Below are 17,912 nucleotides of genomic sequence, written 5' to 3'. Positions count from 1 at the left end.
TGCTCGGGCCGCACGCCACTGTTCGCTCCGGCGTGATGCGGCCAGTATCGGACAGCATCATGCGCAGGTCAATGCGGCATATCGTCGCATGCACGATCCTTCCATGGAGTCATCAACATATCGTCATATACAGGAATTCCATGAATGCGGATCTCGTATCGATTGCCGCGAATCCCGATATTCAGAATTGATTCGGCCAGTCATAACCGAGTTCCTGGGCGAAGGGCCTCAGGTGCGGCGCGAGCACTTCGAAGCGGGAGGCGTAGTTGCGCCAGCGCCCGATTGCGGAGCGATAGATCGGACGCGTCACATCCGTGAAGCTGGGCGTGGCGATCACCCGTTCCCGTGCGTGCTCGTGGAAGCGCCCCATTTCCGGGATCCATTCGATACCCAGCAGGGTGAGCGCCGGCAGGACGGCCGCTCTCAGGTCCGTCACGACGTCTTCATAGCGGATCTCCGTCCAATCCAGACTCAGGCGCTTTCGCATCACGAGCCAATGATACATGACTGATGCGTAGAATCGGGCGCCTTCCTCCCAGTCCACCAAATGCAGGGTGAGTGCGCTGGGGACGAGTGCCTGCATGAAGCTGCTGAGCCGGACATCCCGTGGATCGCGCAGGGCGAACAGGAACCGTGCGCGAGGAAACAGTGCGTGGATGAAACCGACGTGCAATGTGTTGAGTGCGGTCTTGTCCACCAGGATGCGGTCGCGCAATCCTTCGCCCAGCCGCATGCGGGCCTGTTCCCAATAGTACCGGCGCAATTGCGCGAGCGCTTTCGGTCCGAGAGCCTGCAGCCGCTGCAGCCAGTGCAGCCCGCTGCCGGGTGAGCGGCGGTAGAGTTCCCGCAGCACCTGAGGGAGCAGGGCGGCTTCATCGCTGGTGGTCACGGCAGGGTGGGCATTGAGAACCTGTTCCAGCAGCGTAGTGCCCGAGCGGTAGAATCCGATCAGAAACACCGGATCCGCCATATCGTCCTCCCGGAATGCAGTATCCACGGCGTCAATCCCAGCCTGCGTGACCTGCTCCCGCTCCTGCTCCAGGCTGCGGTATATCGCCTCGGGATCGAAATGCGCCGCCTGGGGGGAATGCAGCATCATCCTGCCGGAGTCTGCCAGGCGGTCAAAAGCCCGGTCGTATTCTCCCAGCCGATCCAGCACCAGCCCCAGTTCGAACATCGCGCGCGCACGATGCGGATCGGATCCGTTCTCGACGAGCGCTTCCAGGCGCATGCGGGCAGTATCCAGGTCGCCGCATCGCGCCTCCAGCGTGGCGAGCAGGATGGCGGCGTTGGATTCGCCGGGAGCGAGCCCGAGCGCCCGGGACGCTGATCGCCTGGCGGCCACGTTGTCGTTCAGCCGCGATAGCGTCAGTGCCTGGAGATGATGGGCACGGGCGGAGGCGGGCTCCCGTTTCAGTACCTGGCCGATCGGATCAAGCGACTCCCTGTAGGCACCGATTCCGTGCAGTTCAATCGCCAGGTCGAGTAGCGGCCCGCATTCGCCGAGGCCCCCGCCGGAATGCTTCCGTTCCCGGAGGAGCAGCCGGACGGCCTGGAGAAGGCGGTCGCGGGCTTCGCGGCGATGGCCCATGCGTCCCAGACAGTGTCCCAGTCCGGCGAGCGCCATGTCCGATCGGGGCTGCAGTGCCAGAACATGCCGGAAGCATTCAGAAGCCTGCTCCAGCCTCTCAGCCCGGACGTGGGACCGCGCTTCTTCGATGAGTCCTGCAATGAGGCGAGCCTGGTTGCCAGACAATGATATATGCATAATATGGCGCGCCGACGGAGAAGATTCCCACGCAGGAGTCTAGCAACTGCGCAGGGAACGGATCGAAACGTGGGAGCTTTTTACCATGATTCGTATCCAGTTGACATGCGGCATTTTGTCACATTGACTTGAAGGCACGCAGACGTAACATACATGGGCGCCATATCGGCGCCGCGTGCCCGACGGCCGACAGGAACGAGAGGCCACCGCGGGCGTCTTCATTGAAATGTCATCGAGGGAATCCACCCATGAAATCCATCAAGCAGCAGAAGGTCCCGGCCAGCCGGCACGTCTTCCTGCGCACCGCCCTGGCGAGTGCGCTCGTCATCGCTTTCAGCCCCGCCGCGCTTGCGGACAATGCCATCGACTTCCGTGACTGGGACGGCGGCGTGGGTAGTACACCCACGCTTGCCGCCGGTAGCGCGCTGAACGCGACCCGGGACCTGCCCAAGAGCAACTACTCGGCCAATCCCCAGCTGGCCGGCTCGGCCTGGGCTCATGCCGGCGGATCCCCCTGGTGGACTTTCCAGCTCACGAGCGCGGCGGACGTGACCGTTCACCTGGCACCGTCGGCCGCCGAGGCAGCGTTCAAGCCGGCCTTCACCGTATGGACATCGGGCGATGCCAAGTTCGATGGGGGTGAATCCGCGGTCGATCACGAGATTGCGACCAATGGCTGGGACTCGCCGCACTCCTTCAACGCCGTGGGCCAGTTGGGCGACTTCGGCACCTACTGGATGAGCCATGATCCCGATACCGGCACGGTCTACGGCAACATGAAGGAAACCCTCGGCTATGCGAATGCCGGTGCCGCCCAGGCTGTCGGCGGCTGGGGCGAGAGCGTCCAGCATGGCGCCTTCGACGTCAGCATCACGAACGATTACGAGAGCGGCGTCACGGGCGCTGTCGGAAGCAACTGGGCGCAGCTGTCCTTCACCAACCTGCAGCCTGGCTGGTACGTCGTCTTCGCAGGGGGGGCGGATCATGCCCTGGCCACCACCGGCATGAACCTGACCGTCTCCGCCGTGCCCGAACCGGAGTCCTACGCCATGCTGCTGGCCGGCCTGGGCTTGCTGGGCGCCATGTCGCGCCGCCGCCGCTCCGATTGACCCGGGTGATTGGAAGGAGAGGCCGGAGCCCGGCTTTTCCCTCCCATGAAACATAAGGATAAGCCGCTCGCGGGCATTCCGGAGATCGCGCCGTATCGGGCGTGAACACGGGTCCCGTGAAGCCGGCGGTGGATCGAGGGAAAGAGAAAGTGAGAGCAAGAACGGGTCGTCGCGCGCCGGGAACATCGAGGGGATCGTGCATCGTGCTGGCAGGGATGCTGGCCACCGCATCCTCCTTCAGTCTGGCCGAGAACGGTGTCGCCCTGCAGAACTGGCGCGACGGGGCGGGCGCGTTTCCCAGCCTTTCTCCCGGCGAGCGGGTGGAGGCGGTCGGGGGGATGCCCGGAAGCAATTACGCCGGCAATCCGAGGCTGGAAAATTCCGCCTGGGCGCACCTCGGCGATACCTGGTGGCGTTTTCATCTCACAGCCGCCACCGACGTCGTCGTTCACCTGGCGCCGGTGGATCCCGGCGCAGCCTTCAAGCCGGGGCTGACCGTGTGGGCCTCGGGCGATACCTCATTCGATGGCGGCGCCTCCGATCCCGACGAGGTTGCGGTCAACGGCTGGGACACGCCGCATTCCTTCAACGCGGTGGGGCAGGTGGCCGACGATGAGAAGGGTACATGGTGGATGGGCGGATTTCCCCATTGCGGGGAAAGCGGTGATCAGCCCTGCAGCAACATGAAGGAGACGCTGGCCTACGCGATGAGCGGGCCGCAGCGTCTCGCGACGGAGGGTACCGGCTGGAACGAGGATATCCTGTGGGGCGTACACGACGTCAGCGTGTCCGATACCTATGAAAAAGGAATCTCCGGGAATGTCGGCGGAAACTGGGCCCGGCTGGTTTTCCACGACATGCAGCCCGGCTGGTACGTCATCTTCGCCGGCGGCACGGAGCATGGCCTGCCCGTCACGGACATGCGCCTGTCGGTGACGGCCGTGCCCGAACCCCAGTCCTTCGCCATGCTGCTGGCCGGCCTGGGGCTGCTGGGCGCCATGTCGCGCCGATACCGGATACACCGGCATGCGCCTGGTCCTGGAAAAAACAGCCCGACGAACGGATCATTATCATGATTGCATATTCCACGAGCCTGGCGCGCATCCTGGCCGTTGCCTGCGTGCCGCTGCTCTGCCTGGGAACGATGTTCCAGGCGTCCGCCCACCTGGGACCGGTGCCGGTCTCCCTCAAGGGTGCCCCCGTACCAGAAGTGCCGGGTCTGCTGGACGGCCCCGACCCGATCGTGATCGACAAGCGGAAAGCCATCGTCCTGGGCAAGGCCCTGTTCTGGGATACCGCTGTCGGCAGCGACGGCATGGCCTGCGCCACCTGCCATTTTCACGCCGGGGCGGACGCGCGCGTGAAAAACCAGATATCGCCTACCGGAAAGGGGATGGTCCAGTCCGGCGGCATGTACGAGCGTATGGACGGACAGCTCCGCGGGCCCAACTCGACGCTGAGACGCCGCGATTTCCCGTTGACGCAGGTCAGCGATCCTCACCGGGAGTCGCCCTTCGTCCGGGTGTCGGACGACGTGGTCGCGTCGGCGGGTACGTTCGGCGGCGTATTCAGGAAGGTGCACCTGGACGAGGGCAGCGACGACGATTGCCGCCATGCGGGGGATCCCGTCTTTCATGTCCGGTCCCTCGGCACGCGCCGGATCATGCAGCGCAACGCGCCGACCGTCATCAACGCCGTGTTCAACCACCGCAACTTCTGGGATGGGCGCGCCAACAACGTGTTCAACGGCAGCAGCGAATGGGGCGCACGCGATTCCGCTGCCGGTGTCTGGGTCAGGCAGGGCGGCGCCGTCGTCAGGGAGCGTCTGAACCTGGTCAATTCCGCGCTGGCCTCGCAGGCCGTGGCGCCTGCCACCGATCCGGTGGAGATGAGCTGCGAGGGGCGGACCCTGGCCGATCTGGGACGCAAGCTCATGTGGCGCCGCCCCCTGGAAAAGCAGAAGGTCCATTGGAACGACAGCGTGCTGGGCGCCTACAGCATGAGCACTCCGGGCAACCTGGCGCCCGGCCTGAACACCTACTACGTCCACCTGGTGCGGCAGGCGTTCAATCCCAAGTACTGGTCCTCGGGCCAGCGGGGGCCTTTCGGGCGGCCCGCGCCGAACGCGGAAGACCAGGTTCCCCTGGCCTACAACCAGTTCGAGGCGAATTTCGCCATGTTTTTCGGGTTGGCGCTGCAACTGTACCAGTCGACGCTGGTTTCCGACGACTCACCCTTCGATCGCAGCCGGCGCGACGCGAACCTGATCCCGATCGACCTCACGGCCTCGGAGATACGCGGCATGCAGGCGTTCCGCGTCGCCCACTGCAATCTGTGCCACATCGGGCCGGTGTTCACCGCGGCGGCGGTCGACACCAACGCGAGGCTGGTGAAATCGAATCCGCGCGCCTTCGGCAACGAGACCTTCACCATCAGCACCACCCACAACGTCATCACCCGCACGCCCACCTTCAAGGGTACGGGTTTCGTCGACACCGGGTTCGCGTCGACGGGCGTCGGAGAGGACGAGTGGGATCCGGGGCTGGCGGCGCAGGATGCCTTCGGCAATCCCCTGTCCTATTCCGAGCAGTACCTCGAATACCTGACGGGCAACCTGTCAGGCGTCAGGGATGCGGCCGTCGCGGAAATCCGTCCCTGCGACCTGCAGGTGCCCATCGCCATGAGCCTGAACAACAATCATCCGCTCTTCTTCACCAGGGCCAACGGCATCCAGCCCCAGGCGCAGCCGCTGACGGACTGCCGCTCGCTGACGAGCGCGTTCGTGCCGCTGCCGGAGGTGGCCTCCGCGGAGCTGGCCGATCCCGACACGAAGCGGATGCTGAGCGTCGTGGACAGCACCTTCAAGATCCCGACGCTGAGGAACGTGGAGCTGACCGGCCCTTTCATGCACAACGGCAGCATGGCATCCCTCGAGGAGGTGATCGAGTTCTATGCGCGGGGCGGCAACTTCGAAGGGGCCGGCAAGCAGTTCGGTTTCGTGTTTCCCCAGCCGGAGCTGGAGATGGATGCCGGCATCCGGCAGGATTTGCTGAACTTCCTGAAAAGCCTGACGGATGAGCGGGTCCGGTACGAGCGGGCGCCTTTCGATCATCCCGAGCTCGCCGTCGTCCATGGCCATGCGGGAGATGGCTACAGGACCGAGGGCGGGAACCCGCTCGGGCCGGATCTGAGCCGCGACGAATTCCTGCTGATCCCTGCCGTGGGCGCGGAAGGACGATCCGAGCCGCTGGAGCCTTTCGAACGCCTGCTTCCCTGGTAAACCAGCCCGGCGGCACCCGGGAATATCCGATTCGACTCCCGCGTCCTTTTAGGCGCGGGCGAATGCATTCGGGATGTTTCCGGCATGCCCCGCGGATCAACTTCTTTCCAACCACGATGGTCATTCCATGAAAGCAATCCGGATCAATGCAGCATTCCTCGTTCTTGCCGCAGCCTATCCCGGGATCGTACCGGCACAGGACGTGGCGCCGGCCCCGGGGGCAACCCTGCCGACCGTCGACGTCACCGCCAACCCGATCATCGATCACGTCCGTATCGATCCCTTTTCCAGCACGTCCGCGGTAGTCACGGAGAGCCAGCTGCGCGACCAGAATGCATTCGACCTGGCCACGGCGCTGCGCCGCACGCCGGGAGTACAGATATCCCGCTACAATCCCGTCGGCGGTTTCGGGGGAGACCAGGGGGGCGCCGTCTACATCCGTGGCATGGGTGTGAGCCGGCCCGGAAGCGAGATCAAGACCTATATCGACGGCGTGCCCTTCTACATGGGCGTGTGGAATCATCCCCTGCTGGATCTGCTGCCGGTGAACGGCATGCAGTCGATCACCGTCCACAAGAGTCCGCAGCCGCAGGTCAACGGCAACAACTTCGCATCCATCAACCTGGAGACCAAGCGTGCCACCGGAGACGGCATCCAGGTCGGCGGCAGGATATCGGGAGGCTACTACAATACCTTCATCGAACAGGCGGACCTGGTCGGTCGCTGGGGCGACGTGGATTTCATGCTGGCGCAGGGGCATGCCCGCTCCAGCGGCCACCGGGCCAATGCGGACGGTGAACTGAACAATGTGATGGGGCGCGTCGGCCTGCAGCTGAATACCCATTGGTCCGCGGGCGCCAGCTTTCTCTATGTCGGCAACCGGGCTCGCGATCCGGGCGACAATCGCGTGCCCGCGCCTGCCGTGGCGCCCCGGTACAATACCGAGGCAGGCATGGTCACCGCCTTCATCTCGCATCATCATGGCGGCTGGCGTGGCAGCCTGCGTGCCTATCACAACCGGGGCGAAGGCAACTGGCTGCACCAGCCGGGCATGGACGGGGACACGCTTTCCAATTTCGAGATGACCGGCCTGCGCTGGAAGGAGGAATTCTCCCTGTGGAAGGGAGGGACCATCACGGCTGGTCTGGACAGCGACTGGATCTCCGGCGACGTGCGTTTCAACCGGATAGCGCCGGCGCCACAGGGGAGTTTCGATGCGCCGGCTTTCCGAGTCACCTCGCCCTATTTCGCCCTGAGCCAGCAGGTCGACCTGGGCCGGGGCTGGGTGCTCATGCCCGCGATCGGCATCCGTGTCTACGACCACAGCCAATTCCGCACCCGCACCTCGCCGCATGCCGGCCTGTCGCTGATTTCCGAAAAGATCACCCTGTTCGGGAACGTATCGCGCGGCATCAACTACCCGGGATTGGAAGCGCCCCTGCTGTCCTCCCTGATTCCTCCTTTGGGCCAGAGCTGGAAGCAGCTCGCCGCGGAACAACTCGACCACGCCGAGGTCGGCGTGAGGCTGACACCCTGGGAATCCACTCAGTTCGACGCCAGCGTGTTCGTCGACCGGGTGAGGAACCGCTACGTATTCGGGTTCCCGCCGAACGTCCCGCCCCCGCCCCAATTCATCAACCTGGGCGCCTACACGATGAAAGGCGCGGAAGTGATGATCCGGCAGAACATTACCGCCAGCTGGACGGTGTTCGGCGGCCTGACACTGCTCGACCCCGGGATCGACAACCTGCCATATACGCCCAGGCGCGCCGTCACGGCAGGCATCAGCGGGCAGGTGGGCCCCATCCGCCTCACTGTCGACACCCAGTATCAATCCAGCATCGCCGCGCTCAGCCGGGCACGGGAAGCGGGCGCGGCCAATCTAGAAAAGGTCGACTCCTTCGTGATCATGAACGCGCGCGTATCCCATCGCCTGCCGATGCTCGGCAGGCGGGGCGAGATTTTCGTGGCCATGGAGAACCTCCTGGATGAAGACTACGCCTATCGTCCGGGATATCCCATGCCGGGGCGCTGGGGACAGATCGGCCTGTCTGCGAGCTTCTGATGGATGCGCCCGGCCATGTGGGAAGCATCCATCGCGAACAAGAGGGGATGATATGACGAATGTTGTTCTTTACCGGGGCAGGCATCTTCTTTTCTGCCTGTATGCGGCGGCTGTGGCGTTTTCCATGATCCCGGGCAACCCGGCATGGGCGCAAGGCGAACTTCTGCTGTTGCGCGCGGCGCGGATATTCGACGGCGATGCCTTCCACGCGAATGCGGCCATACTGCTGGCGAAAGGACGGGTGACCGGGATCGGTCCGGCGGCCGCGCTCGACTTCCCCGATGCGAGAATTCTCGACCTTGGCGATGCAACCATCCTGCCGGGTTTCATCGAGCTGCACGCTCACCTTCTGTTCAGGAAGATCCCGGGCAAGGTCGTGCTGAAGCACGGCATCACCACGCTGCGCGACGTGGGCGGCCCTGTGCGGAGGCCTTCCGGCGGCGACGGCCACCTGCGCGTGTTCACCTCCGGCCCGATTCTCACGGCTCCGGGAGGGTACCCCATTCCCATGCTGGGGCAGGATGGCATCGCGATTCCCATCTCCACCGCAGAGCAGGCGCGCGAGACGGTAGGTGTCCTGATTGCCGATGGAGCCGTCGTGATCAAGATCGCGCTCGAACCCGGCGGCGAGGCGGGCGCACCCTGGGCGTCAAGCCACGGTCACGGTCACGACCACGGTCATAGCCACGGAAGCTCCACTTCGTCTCCCGGCATGCGTGGGCAGCCATGGCCGCTGCTCCCGGTGGATATCGTGAAGGCGATCGTGGAGGAGGCTCACCAGCATGGCCGCAAGGTGACTGCGCATGTGGCCGAGGAGCGTGGTGTGCGCATCGCCGTCCAGGCAGGAGTCGACGAGTGGGCCCATGTGCCCTGCGAGCCCATCCCCGAGCCACTGCTCAGGCAAGCGGCGGCCCAGGGCGTGGTGATGGTGACCACGCTGGACACTCTTTCCGCATGTTCCGGCATCGCCCGTAACATAGGGATCTGGGCAGGGCTTGGTGGCGCGATCCTCTACGGAGCGGAAATCGCCCATCCCGACATTCCCTGGGGAATCAACGCCCAGGAGCTGATGCACATGATGGACATGGCGGGAATGGAACGGCTGGACGTGCTGCGCGCGGCAACCTCCGAGGCCGGCAGGCATCTCGGGATACCCCTGCTGGGTACCCTGCAACCAGGTGCGCCGGCGGACGTCATCGCGGTCAGGGGCAGCATCGACCATGATCTCAAACGCCTGGAATACCCGGGACTCGTCATATCCGGCGGAAGGATCATCGTCGATGATTTCACCGGGAATGGAGATTCCGCACCATGAACATGGAACGGAACATGGAAGACATATGGGTGCGTCACATTGCCGCGCGGCATTATGCCACATTCCCAAAGGAAGGATCGTGGGCTATCCTGATTGCCAATGGTGATCGACGCGCGGTCGGAGCCGCAGACGGCGCAGAAAATCTCCATCGACGTGAAGTATGCAGCAAGAGTATGTTTCAAACATGTGTTTCATGTGTCTCCCTGAAGTTGTAGTACCGCAGCATCGTTGCATGGCAGTTGTTTCAAGTTTCATCATTCCTTTACTCTTTGGGTTCGTGGCACTACCCCCCGTGTGTCCCGAACCCTTTCTTTCCTTTATCGCCATTTCCCTGCTGCGGACTCTGTGGATTTCCAGTTGCCTGACACGATATTTAAATGTCATTGGACATCGGTCTCATGCGGCAATTTGCCGCATTTTCATGACACCATTTTGTAGGCATACTGAATCGACGCATCCTCATGAGGCGATCAATGATGAATGGTTATCTGAGGGCCGAATCGGCGCATGTGCCTCTGCCCGACCGTGTTTCCTCCTCCTGTGCGGGCAGGCATCGCGATCCGCGTCGATCCGGCCATCTTCTTGCGCGCTCTCTTCAAGGGAGATTCCCATGGCCGATACCCGGCAACTTCCGGTGATCGAACAGGCGGCAGCCTGGGTGGTGAACATGTCGGCCCATGAAGTCAGCGCCGAGCAGCGCACGGCGTTCGAGTCCTGGTTGGCGGAGGATCCCCGGCATCGGACGCTCTACGAGCAGGCGCAGTGCTTGTGGCAGCCGCTGACGATCGCCAACCAGGAGGCGAGCGAGGTTTCAGGAGGAAAGGTCGCCTGCCCAGGCAGAAGCATCGCCTCGCTGTTGAGCATCCTGCTGACCGTATGCGCGACGTATGCGCTGCCGTGGGACGAATGGCTCGCCGATGAGCGTGCCACCGTGGGTGAAATCCGGGAGATCCGGCTGGTGGACGGCAGCCAGTTGGTGCTCGACAGCGGAAGCGCCGTGGACATCGCCTTCAATGAGCGCGAGCGCCGCCTGATCCTGCGGAGCGGGCGCCTGATGATCAACGTTGCGCCCGACGGCCGGGTGGCCAGGCGGCCGTTCCTGGTCGAGAGCCGGGATGGCGTGTCGCGGGCGCAGGGCGCCCGCTACGTGGTTGGGCAATCGGATGGCGAGAGCCTGGTCGGTGCAATCGAGTCACGCGTCCTCGTGACGAGCCATGGCCGTCCCGATCATTCCGTTTCCTTGGAGGCGGGACAGAGCGTGCGCCTCGGCAGCAGGCACATGGGCAAGGTCGAGGCGCTGCCGCCTGCTGCGACGAGTTGGATGCAGGCGAGGCTGGTGTACGAGGATACGCCGCTCGAACAGGTGATCGCCGATCTCGGACGATACCGCAAAGGCCACCTCAGGCTCGATACGGAGGCGGCGGGACTGCGCTTCACCGGCGTGCTGCCGGCCGACGATCCCGATGCGGCGCTGGAACTGCTGGAGCATGCGCTGCCGGTCTACGCCCGGCACTACACCGGCTGGCTCGCCCGCATTGCCCTGCGGCAGCATCGGAAATGAGCATGCCTTCTTTCAGGATGCTGGCCTTCCTTGCCCTCGCAGGCGCGATGGCAAGTGTCTCGGCAAAAAACGCCCCCAGCATTTCCGGGCGTTGCGTACCGGCATTCTCCCAGGTGGATGCGGAGGGAAATTTCCAGCCGTCAGCCACTTGCGAGCTGCCCCCGGGGTTCTTCAGGGAGATCATGTCCAGGGTACATGCGCTGCACGCGAGGGCGGGTCGATCGCGTGCCGGCAAGGCGCACCTGGTCGATGCGGTGAATGTGCTGCTGGATACCCTCTATGCGACGTTGGGGCCAGGAAGCGCGCAGGAACGGAGGTTCGGTCAGGACGCGTTGCACCTGAAGCGCCTGGTCACGGATTTGGTCGAACGGGATGGCGCGCGGCCGGATGCGGATCTGGTCTCGGAGGCGCAGCAGTGGAAGCTGCGCTACGACGAGTTCGTGGATCAACTGGAAAGGGCGCGCCTCCCCGGCCCAGCTGCCCGGTCCATCCGGGCGTCGCTGCATCGCCTGGATCTGCAGAAAGCGGCGGAACTGCTGCGATCGGCATCCAGGGAGTCCGCCGTGGAGAAGCCGCTGCTGGGAGCGCGCCATTTCGGCCTGGCACTGGTCGAGATGCTGCGGTTCCGCTACCGTGCGGCATTGCCCGACCTGGAGAAGGCGCACGCCCTGCAGCCGGATGACGCCAGAATCGCCTTTTCCCTGGCCCGGATCCTGCAGGACGAGCGCCGGTCGGCGGAGGCCGCCGCTGTATACGATCGGTTGCTGGCACGCTACCGCGCACTGCCGGAGGAAGGACGCCAACCCTACCTTGCCGACATGGCGGGCATACTGAACAATATTGGGGCGTTGCACATCCATGCGAGGGAGTTCCAGAAGGCGGAGTCCGCATTCGGCGAGACGCTGGAACTCTATCGCGCCCTCGCGCAGCGAAACCCGTACACGTATCGGCCCGATATGGCGATGACTCTGAACAACCTGGGCGCGCTCTACGGCGAAAGCCGGCGCTACAAGGAGGCCGAGACCGCATTTCGGGAAGCCCTGGAGCTCTACCAGAAGCTGGCCCAGGAGAGTCCGGGCACCTATCGTGCGGACGTGACGATGACGCTGGGTAACCTGGAATCCCTCTACAGGTTGGCACAGCGCTCTGCGGGCGCACCCGGGCCGGAGCGGGAAGCGGGGCTTCCTGTGATGTCGGAGCAGCTACCTTAGTCCGTCGGATGGTTCGTCGGGACACGAGGCGACACGCATTTTCCCCGGCGCTGCGACGATGGTCGTGGCAAGCCAGGATCGCCGCAGACTCTGCTCTGCGACAATTTGCCGCATTCCCTCCCGAGCGCAGGCGCAGCACAATCACGCTTCCCGGACAGCCATGAAATACCCGCCATGACCGCTACCTGTATCAATGATGAACTGTTTCTGCGGATACGTGAGGAACTGCTCGATTTTCTGCATCGAAAGATGGGAAACAGGGACGAGGCGGCGGACATGGTGCAGGAGATCTACCTGAGGTGGCGCAAGCAGGACGTGTCGAGCATCGGGAATCCCCGTGCCTTTCTCTTTACGGTGGCACTCAACCTGGTTCGCGACAGCGCACGCCAGCAGGCCTGCGCGCACCGGCATGCCCTGGCGGAACGGACAACTGGGGAAGACGCCAGCATCCTCGACGATCCGGCGCGGCGCTACGATGGCCAGAGGCAGCTGGAAAGCCTGCAGTCCGCCTTGAACCGGCTGCCGGAGCCGGTCCACTATGCATTCCTCCTGTTTCGGTACGACGGCATGACACACGCCGAGATCGCCAGGCATCTGGGCATCTCCAAAAAAACGGTGGAACGCCATATCCAGCGTGCGAGCGAGCACTGTTTGGCCATACTGGCGGAATTCAGGTCATAATCGCGTTACATGGCGACGACGCCTCTCCCAAACGTCCTGTGGGGGAGAGGACATGAGAGAATTGCATGCCCGGACCCCCCGACCGTGACGAATCCGACACCGATGCAGCGGCTCGCCACTGGTTCGCCCTTCGGCAGGGCCGCACAATTTCGGCGGAAGAACGGCGTGCCCTGGCGGACTGGCTTGCCGCGAGCCCGGATCACCGCGCGGCCTGGGCCCGGGTGGAACGCGACTGGCAATCACTGGAGCATTTCCGCGGCGGACTTTCAAGTGAGTTGATCAGGGCGCGCCGCCCTCGTCCCTGGTATTGTAATTCCAGTCATTTCAAGGGGGCGCTTGCAGCCCTCATGCTGGCGGCACTGCCCATGCTGTACCACGGGTGGACCGGCAACACCCAGACCTGGCACACTGGGATGGGCGAGCGGCGGCACCTCGTTCTCGCCGACGGCAGCCGGTTGAGCCTGGATACGGCGACGCGCACGACCATTACCGAGAGCTGGTTCAGGCGCCTGATCCAGCTCCAGGAGGGCGAGATTTACCTGGAGGCGGCATCTGATCGGCGGCCTTTGGTGGTCATGGCTGCCGGCGCGCAGATCCGCGATGTCGGCACACGCTTCTCGGTGCGCGACACGGCGGGAAAGCTCACCGTACAGGTGGCGGAAGGTGCGGTCGAGATCACCCACCGGGATCACAGCCTGCTGCTGCGTGGCGGAGAAGCGGCAACGGGGCATCCGGGAGACGGGGAGTGGCGGCTGACCGCGCTGCAAGGCGAGATCGCCAACTGGCGCCAGGGTGTGCTGGTATTCGACAGGCATGCGCTGCAGGATGTTCTCCAGGAACTGGCGCGCTACCATGCGGTACAGTTCGACCTGACCCCTCCCGATCTCGCAGGCAAACAGGTCAGCGGGCGTTTTCAGTTCGACGAACTTGATACCACCCTGCGCATCATTGCAGACACCTTGAATCTGCGAGTCGAGCGCCCGGCACCCGGGCGGTTCAGGCTTGCCCCGGCATCCGCGCACAGCCGGGCACCGCTCCAGTCCTGCTGCTGAGTCTTCCGCTCCTCAAAGTCCCGCGCTAGATCGTGGAAGCCGGCATCCGCCTTCTCTCCAGTGCAGGAGAAATCTCGGCAGGTGACGATTTTCCATCCCTTGGTGCGTCCTATGCGGAGAGATTCCAATTCCAAATACTCTTGGCGCAGAGGGAGGCCATGGTTCGCCTACGTATTTTTCCAATTCTCATCATGCTCGCGGGCCCGGCCGCGCAGGCACAGGTTCCGGCCGAGCCGCAGCAATCCGTGCTGCCGCTCGCCACGGTCCTCCAGCAATTGGCGGCCCGGCATCATCTAAGTATCGCGTTCGAAGCGGAGGCCATGGAGGATAGACAGTCATTCCCGCCGCCCGGATATCTCCCGCCACGCGAGGCGCTTGCCCTCCTGCTGGCCGGTACCGGCCTGGAGGCGAGGGAGATTGCGCCCGGCCGCTACAGCATCGTGCGGGCTACTGAAGATTCCGCGGAGGTCAAGAAGCTGCCGGAAATCACCATCACGGCCGGTCCGTCGAGCGGCGGTGGAACACTGACCGTCCCGGACACGGCGCAGGCCACGGCCGACATCCAGCGCACGCCCGGCGCGGTCGAGGTGGTGCCGGACACGGAATTCAAGAGCGGGCCCGCCAACACCGTCCGGGACGTCCTAGGCTGGGTGCCGGGCGTCATCACGCAGCCCAAGTCGAACATCGACAACCGGGTATCGATCCGCGGTTCCGGGTTGACGCGCAACTACGGCAACCGCGGCCTGAATGCCTATCTGGACGGCATCCCGATCAATACCGCGGATGGCCTGTTCGATGTCTTCGAGATCGATCCGAGCGCCTACCGCTATGTCGAAGTGTTCAAGGGCGCCAATGCGCTGCGCTATGGTGCCAACACGCTCGGCGGCGCCGTCAATTTCGTCACCCCGACCGGCCACGACGCCTCCCGTCTCGACACGCGCCTGGATGCGGGCAGCTTCGGCTATGTGAAAGGGCAGGCGAGCACCGGCGGAGCGAGCGGGGCGCTCGACTGGTTCGCAACCGTATCGGCGCAGCGCGAGCATGGGTATCGCGATCACAGCAACGGCCACCTCGAGCGCGGCAGCGCAAACGTCGGCTATCGGTTCTCCCCGGGCGCCGAGACACGCTTCTACGTGAACCTGAATTCATGGCGCCAGCGCCTGCCGGGCGAGCTGCCCAAGAACGTGGCGATGCGTTCGCCGCGCGCCGCGGATCCCGAGTTCGTGCGGCTGGACCAGCAGCGGAACATCGATTCGGTACGGGTTGCCAACAAGACCACGCTGCGCTTCGGCCCCACCATCGTGGATGTCGGCATCTTCGGCCACCATCGCCACGTGGATCATCCGATCTTCCGGTACATCGACTACCACGTCAACGACTACGGCGGCTTCGCCCGCGCGACCGACGACCGGGAGGTCAGGGGCTTCCGCAACCGCCTGGTTGCCGGCATGAATGTTCACAATGGCAGCATCGACAACGAGGAATTCGTGAACCAGACCGACGCCGTGAAGGGCGCGCTGGCCGTGTCCACGCTGGACAGGTCCCAGAACTATTCCGTCTATGCGGAGGACTCGTTCTTTCTCCTGCCGAACGTCGCGCTCGTCGCCGGCGGACAGTTGCTGCACGCGGTGCGAGACCGGAAGGATCGCTTCCTGGCCGACGGCGACCAATCGGGCCGCCGTGCCTACACCTACTTCAGCCCCAAGGTCGGCGTCCTTTGGGACATCGACCCGGCGTGGCAGGTATTTGCCAATGTCTCACGCAGCGTCGAGGTGCCCACCTTCGACGCCAACACGTTCATGATGCCGGCCAGTTCGACCGTCAATGCCCAGACCGCGACCACCTACGAGATCGGCACGCGTGGCCGCCGCCCCGACCTCACCTGGGACATCGCGCTCTACCGCGCCGAGATCAGGAACGAGCTGCAATGCCTGAGAACGGCCCCGTGGAGCCTCTGCTCCGTGGTGAACGCAGGACGCACCGTGCACCAGGGCGTCGAGGTGGGGCTGGGCGCCGCGCTCCTGAAAGGGATCGTCTCGGGCAAGGACCATCTCTGGATCAACGTCGCCTACACCCTGAACGATTTCTTCTTCGACGGCGATGCCGTCTACGGCCATAACCGGCTGCCGGGCGTGCCGCGGCACTTCATCCGTTCCGAGCTGTCCTACCGGCATCCGGGCGGATTCCAGGCCGGCCCCAACGTCGAGTGGATGCCGCAGGCCTACTTCGCCGACAATGCCAACAGCCTCACGATCGATCCGTACACGCTCCTGAATTTCAGGGTCACGTACGATCGGGGCAGGGGTTGGTCCGGCTACGTCGAGGGGCGCAATCTGCTCGACACCCGCTACATCTCGACCACCATGACCGCCGGAGTCGCCGATGCCGCATCGGCACTCTTCAATTCGGGATACGGCCGTGCCATTTATGGCGGCGTGCGGTTCAGGTGGTGATGGTTTTGTCAAACTCCACAGCCAGGGCCCGCCGCAGCCGTGTTTTTTGGTGCGCAACCCGGAGGCCCGGACGGACATTCACCCGGCCCATCGTTACTCTCCGCTGCAGGCGTATGTGATCGTCAATCTGATGATCAAAGGCCAGAACAGGGTGAGGCCGCGCGATCGATCGTCCGGTACACCTCGTAGTTTCATGTTTTTCAGGTAACGGCCGCCCGCCATCCGCGAATGAGCCCATGCCCGCTGCGGCACGAACCGGGTTCCCCGACGACCTGCCGCGCATGAGGATCGGCATACATGCGTTGCTTCGCGGATACTGCCGGCCCATGGCCAGCCACCTTGCTGAATTCTCCTGTTCTTCGATTGTGTGCGTCAGCGCACCGATCAGCCGTGCAAGAAAAAGGAAGATGATCGTCACGCAACGTGATTGGTTGCAAGAATGAAGGGGTTTTCGCGGTTCCGATCAAATTCATTTGGAGAAGAAAATATGGATACCCATAAGAAGGAGCTGTCCGTTCTGATCATGGCGCTCGCCATATCCTGGTCCCTTGCCGGTTGTGGAAAGGAAGGAGAGAAGCCGGCACCTCCTCCGGAGCAGCAGCCCGGCCCGGCGACCACGATAGGAACGGAAGTCGATGACAGCGCCATCACCGCCAGCGTGAAGTCGGCACTGCTCACCGATCCGGACGTCAAGGGGCTGGACATCACGGTGGAGACGCGGAAGGGGGAGGTACTGATGAGCGGCTTCGTGGATAGTCAATACCAGATCGACCGTGCGCTGACGCTTGCCCGTGGCGTGGACGGCGTGAGGAGTGTCGACAACAGGATGAACGTCAAGACGGGCGAAACGACGGTGGGCGAGAAGATAGATGATGCCATCGTCACCACCCGGGTCAAGGCCGCGTTGCTGGCCGACGAGACGGTGAAGAGTTTCGATATCGCCGTGGCGACGCGCGACGGAGACGTTCAGTTGAGCGGCTTCGTGGACAATCAGGCACAGATAGACCAGGCGACCGCCGTCGTGCGAGGCCTCGAGGGCGTGAAGAACGTCATCAACGAATTGAGCGTCAAGCATTGAAGAAGGCATTCTTAATTAACTCAACCATGAAAGGAGCATGCAAATGAACTGGGATCAAGTGGAAGGCAACTGGAAGCAGGTCAAGGGCAAGGTCAGAGAGCAGTGGGGCAAGCTCACCGACGACCATCTCGATGTCATCGCCGGCAAGCGGGATCAATTGGCAGGAAAGATCCAGGAGTCCTACGGTGTTACCAAGGAAGAAGCGGAGAAGCAGATCGCCGAGTGGGAGAGGCGGCAGAAGGATCTGTGAACGGCCCGGTTGAACGCGTCGCCGGACCGGATCGCGGTACGTACCTGCAAGCAGCTACGGCGTGGTGCGTCCGCCATCCGGTCGAATTT

Annotated in this window: 14 protein-coding genes; 12 read left to right on the top strand and 2 right to left on the bottom strand. The window is 63.8% G+C overall.

The window, feature by feature from the left end; translation table 11 throughout:
* Positions 1-181: 181 nt before the first annotated feature.
* Positions 182-1,627: a tetratricopeptide repeat-containing sulfotransferase family protein gene (locus BT108_RS03190; RefSeq protein WP_072293101.1), complete on the bottom strand. Its 1,446-nt coding sequence runs from the start codon at positions 1,625-1,627 to the stop codon at positions 182-184.
* Between the two features lie 389 nt (positions 1,628-2,016).
* On the opposite strand from BT108_RS03190, the gene BT108_RS13925 reads away from it, so the two are divergent.
* The 10 genes from BT108_RS13925 to BT108_RS03140 all read left to right on the top strand — a co-directional run bounded on the left by BT108_RS13925 (position 2,017) and on the right by BT108_RS03140 (position 16,495).
* A complete protein-coding gene (locus BT108_RS13925) occupies positions 2,017-2,877 on the top strand; it encodes an FxDxF family PEP-CTERM protein (RefSeq protein WP_072293100.1) in 861 nt (286 codons plus the stop codon).
* A 149-nt stretch (positions 2,878-3,026) separates the two neighbouring features.
* Positions 3,027-3,953, top strand: a complete 927-nt coding sequence (locus BT108_RS03180; RefSeq protein WP_255369589.1) for a PEP-CTERM sorting domain-containing protein — start codon at positions 3,027-3,029, stop codon at positions 3,951-3,953.
* Entirely contained in the window at positions 3,950-6,157 is a 2,208-nt protein-coding gene (locus BT108_RS03175; RefSeq protein ID WP_072293098.1) for a cytochrome-c peroxidase, read from the top strand. Before BT108_RS03180 ends, BT108_RS03175 begins: the two co-directional genes overlap by 4 nt.
* A 127-nt stretch (positions 6,158-6,284) precedes the next feature.
* Positions 6,285-8,222 carry a TonB-dependent receptor gene (locus tag BT108_RS03170; protein ID WP_083566158.1) on the top strand — a complete coding sequence of 646 codons (1,938 nt, stop codon included), beginning with the start codon at positions 6,285-6,287 and terminating at the stop codon, positions 8,220-8,222.
* 52 nt (positions 8,223-8,274) lie between these two features.
* Complete coding sequence (locus BT108_RS03165) at positions 8,275-9,537, top strand: amidohydrolase family protein (RefSeq protein WP_072293097.1); 1,263 nt, start codon at positions 8,275-8,277, stop codon at positions 9,535-9,537.
* Between the two features lie 610 nt (positions 9,538-10,147).
* A complete protein-coding gene (locus BT108_RS03160; protein WP_072293096.1) occupies positions 10,148-11,098 on the top strand; it encodes a FecR domain-containing protein in 951 nt (316 codons plus the stop codon).
* Positions 11,095-12,309 (top strand): tetratricopeptide repeat protein, encoded by a 1,215-nt coding sequence (locus BT108_RS03155; protein WP_083566133.1) that lies wholly within the window; start codon positions 11,095-11,097, stop codon positions 12,307-12,309. Before BT108_RS03160 ends, BT108_RS03155 begins: the two co-directional genes overlap by 4 nt.
* A 174-nt stretch (positions 12,310-12,483) precedes the next feature.
* A complete protein-coding gene (locus BT108_RS03150; RefSeq protein ID WP_072293094.1) occupies positions 12,484-12,990 on the top strand; it encodes an RNA polymerase sigma factor in 507 nt (168 codons plus the stop codon).
* Positions 12,991-13,055: 65 nt separating this feature from the next.
* Positions 13,056-14,042, top strand: a complete 987-nt coding sequence (locus BT108_RS03145) for a FecR family protein (RefSeq protein WP_072293093.1) — start codon at positions 13,056-13,058, stop codon at positions 14,040-14,042.
* Positions 14,043-14,200: 158 nt separating this feature from the next.
* On the top strand, positions 14,201-16,495 hold the full coding sequence (locus tag BT108_RS03140) for a TonB-dependent receptor family protein (RefSeq protein WP_072293092.1): 2,295 nt from the start codon (positions 14,201-14,203) through the stop codon (positions 16,493-16,495).
* Here BT108_RS03140 and BT108_RS13475 read toward each other — a convergent pair.
* Positions 16,485-16,913, bottom strand: a complete 429-nt coding sequence (locus BT108_RS13475) for a hypothetical protein (RefSeq protein WP_143142376.1) — start codon at positions 16,911-16,913, stop codon at positions 16,485-16,487. The two genes, BT108_RS03140 and BT108_RS13475, sit on opposite strands and share 11 nt — an antisense overlap.
* 69 nt (positions 16,914-16,982) lie before the next feature.
* Here BT108_RS13475 and BT108_RS03135 point away from each other — a divergent pair, with 69 nt between their 5' ends.
* Both BT108_RS03135 and BT108_RS03130 read left to right on the top strand, forming a co-directional pair.
* Positions 16,983-17,573, top strand: a complete 591-nt coding sequence (locus tag BT108_RS03135; protein ID WP_072293091.1) for a BON domain-containing protein — start codon at positions 16,983-16,985, stop codon at positions 17,571-17,573.
* 43 nt (positions 17,574-17,616) lie between these two features.
* On the top strand, positions 17,617-17,823 hold the full coding sequence (locus tag BT108_RS03130; protein ID WP_072293090.1) for a CsbD family protein: 207 nt from the start codon (positions 17,617-17,619) through the stop codon (positions 17,821-17,823).
* The last annotated feature ends 89 nt before the right edge of the window (positions 17,824-17,912 follow it).

The organism is Nitrosovibrio sp. Nv17, assembly GCF_900119085.1.
Taxonomy (GTDB): Bacteria; Pseudomonadota; Gammaproteobacteria; order Burkholderiales; family Nitrosomonadaceae; genus Nitrosospira.
This window is presented reverse-complemented; position numbering and strand designations above follow the sequence as displayed.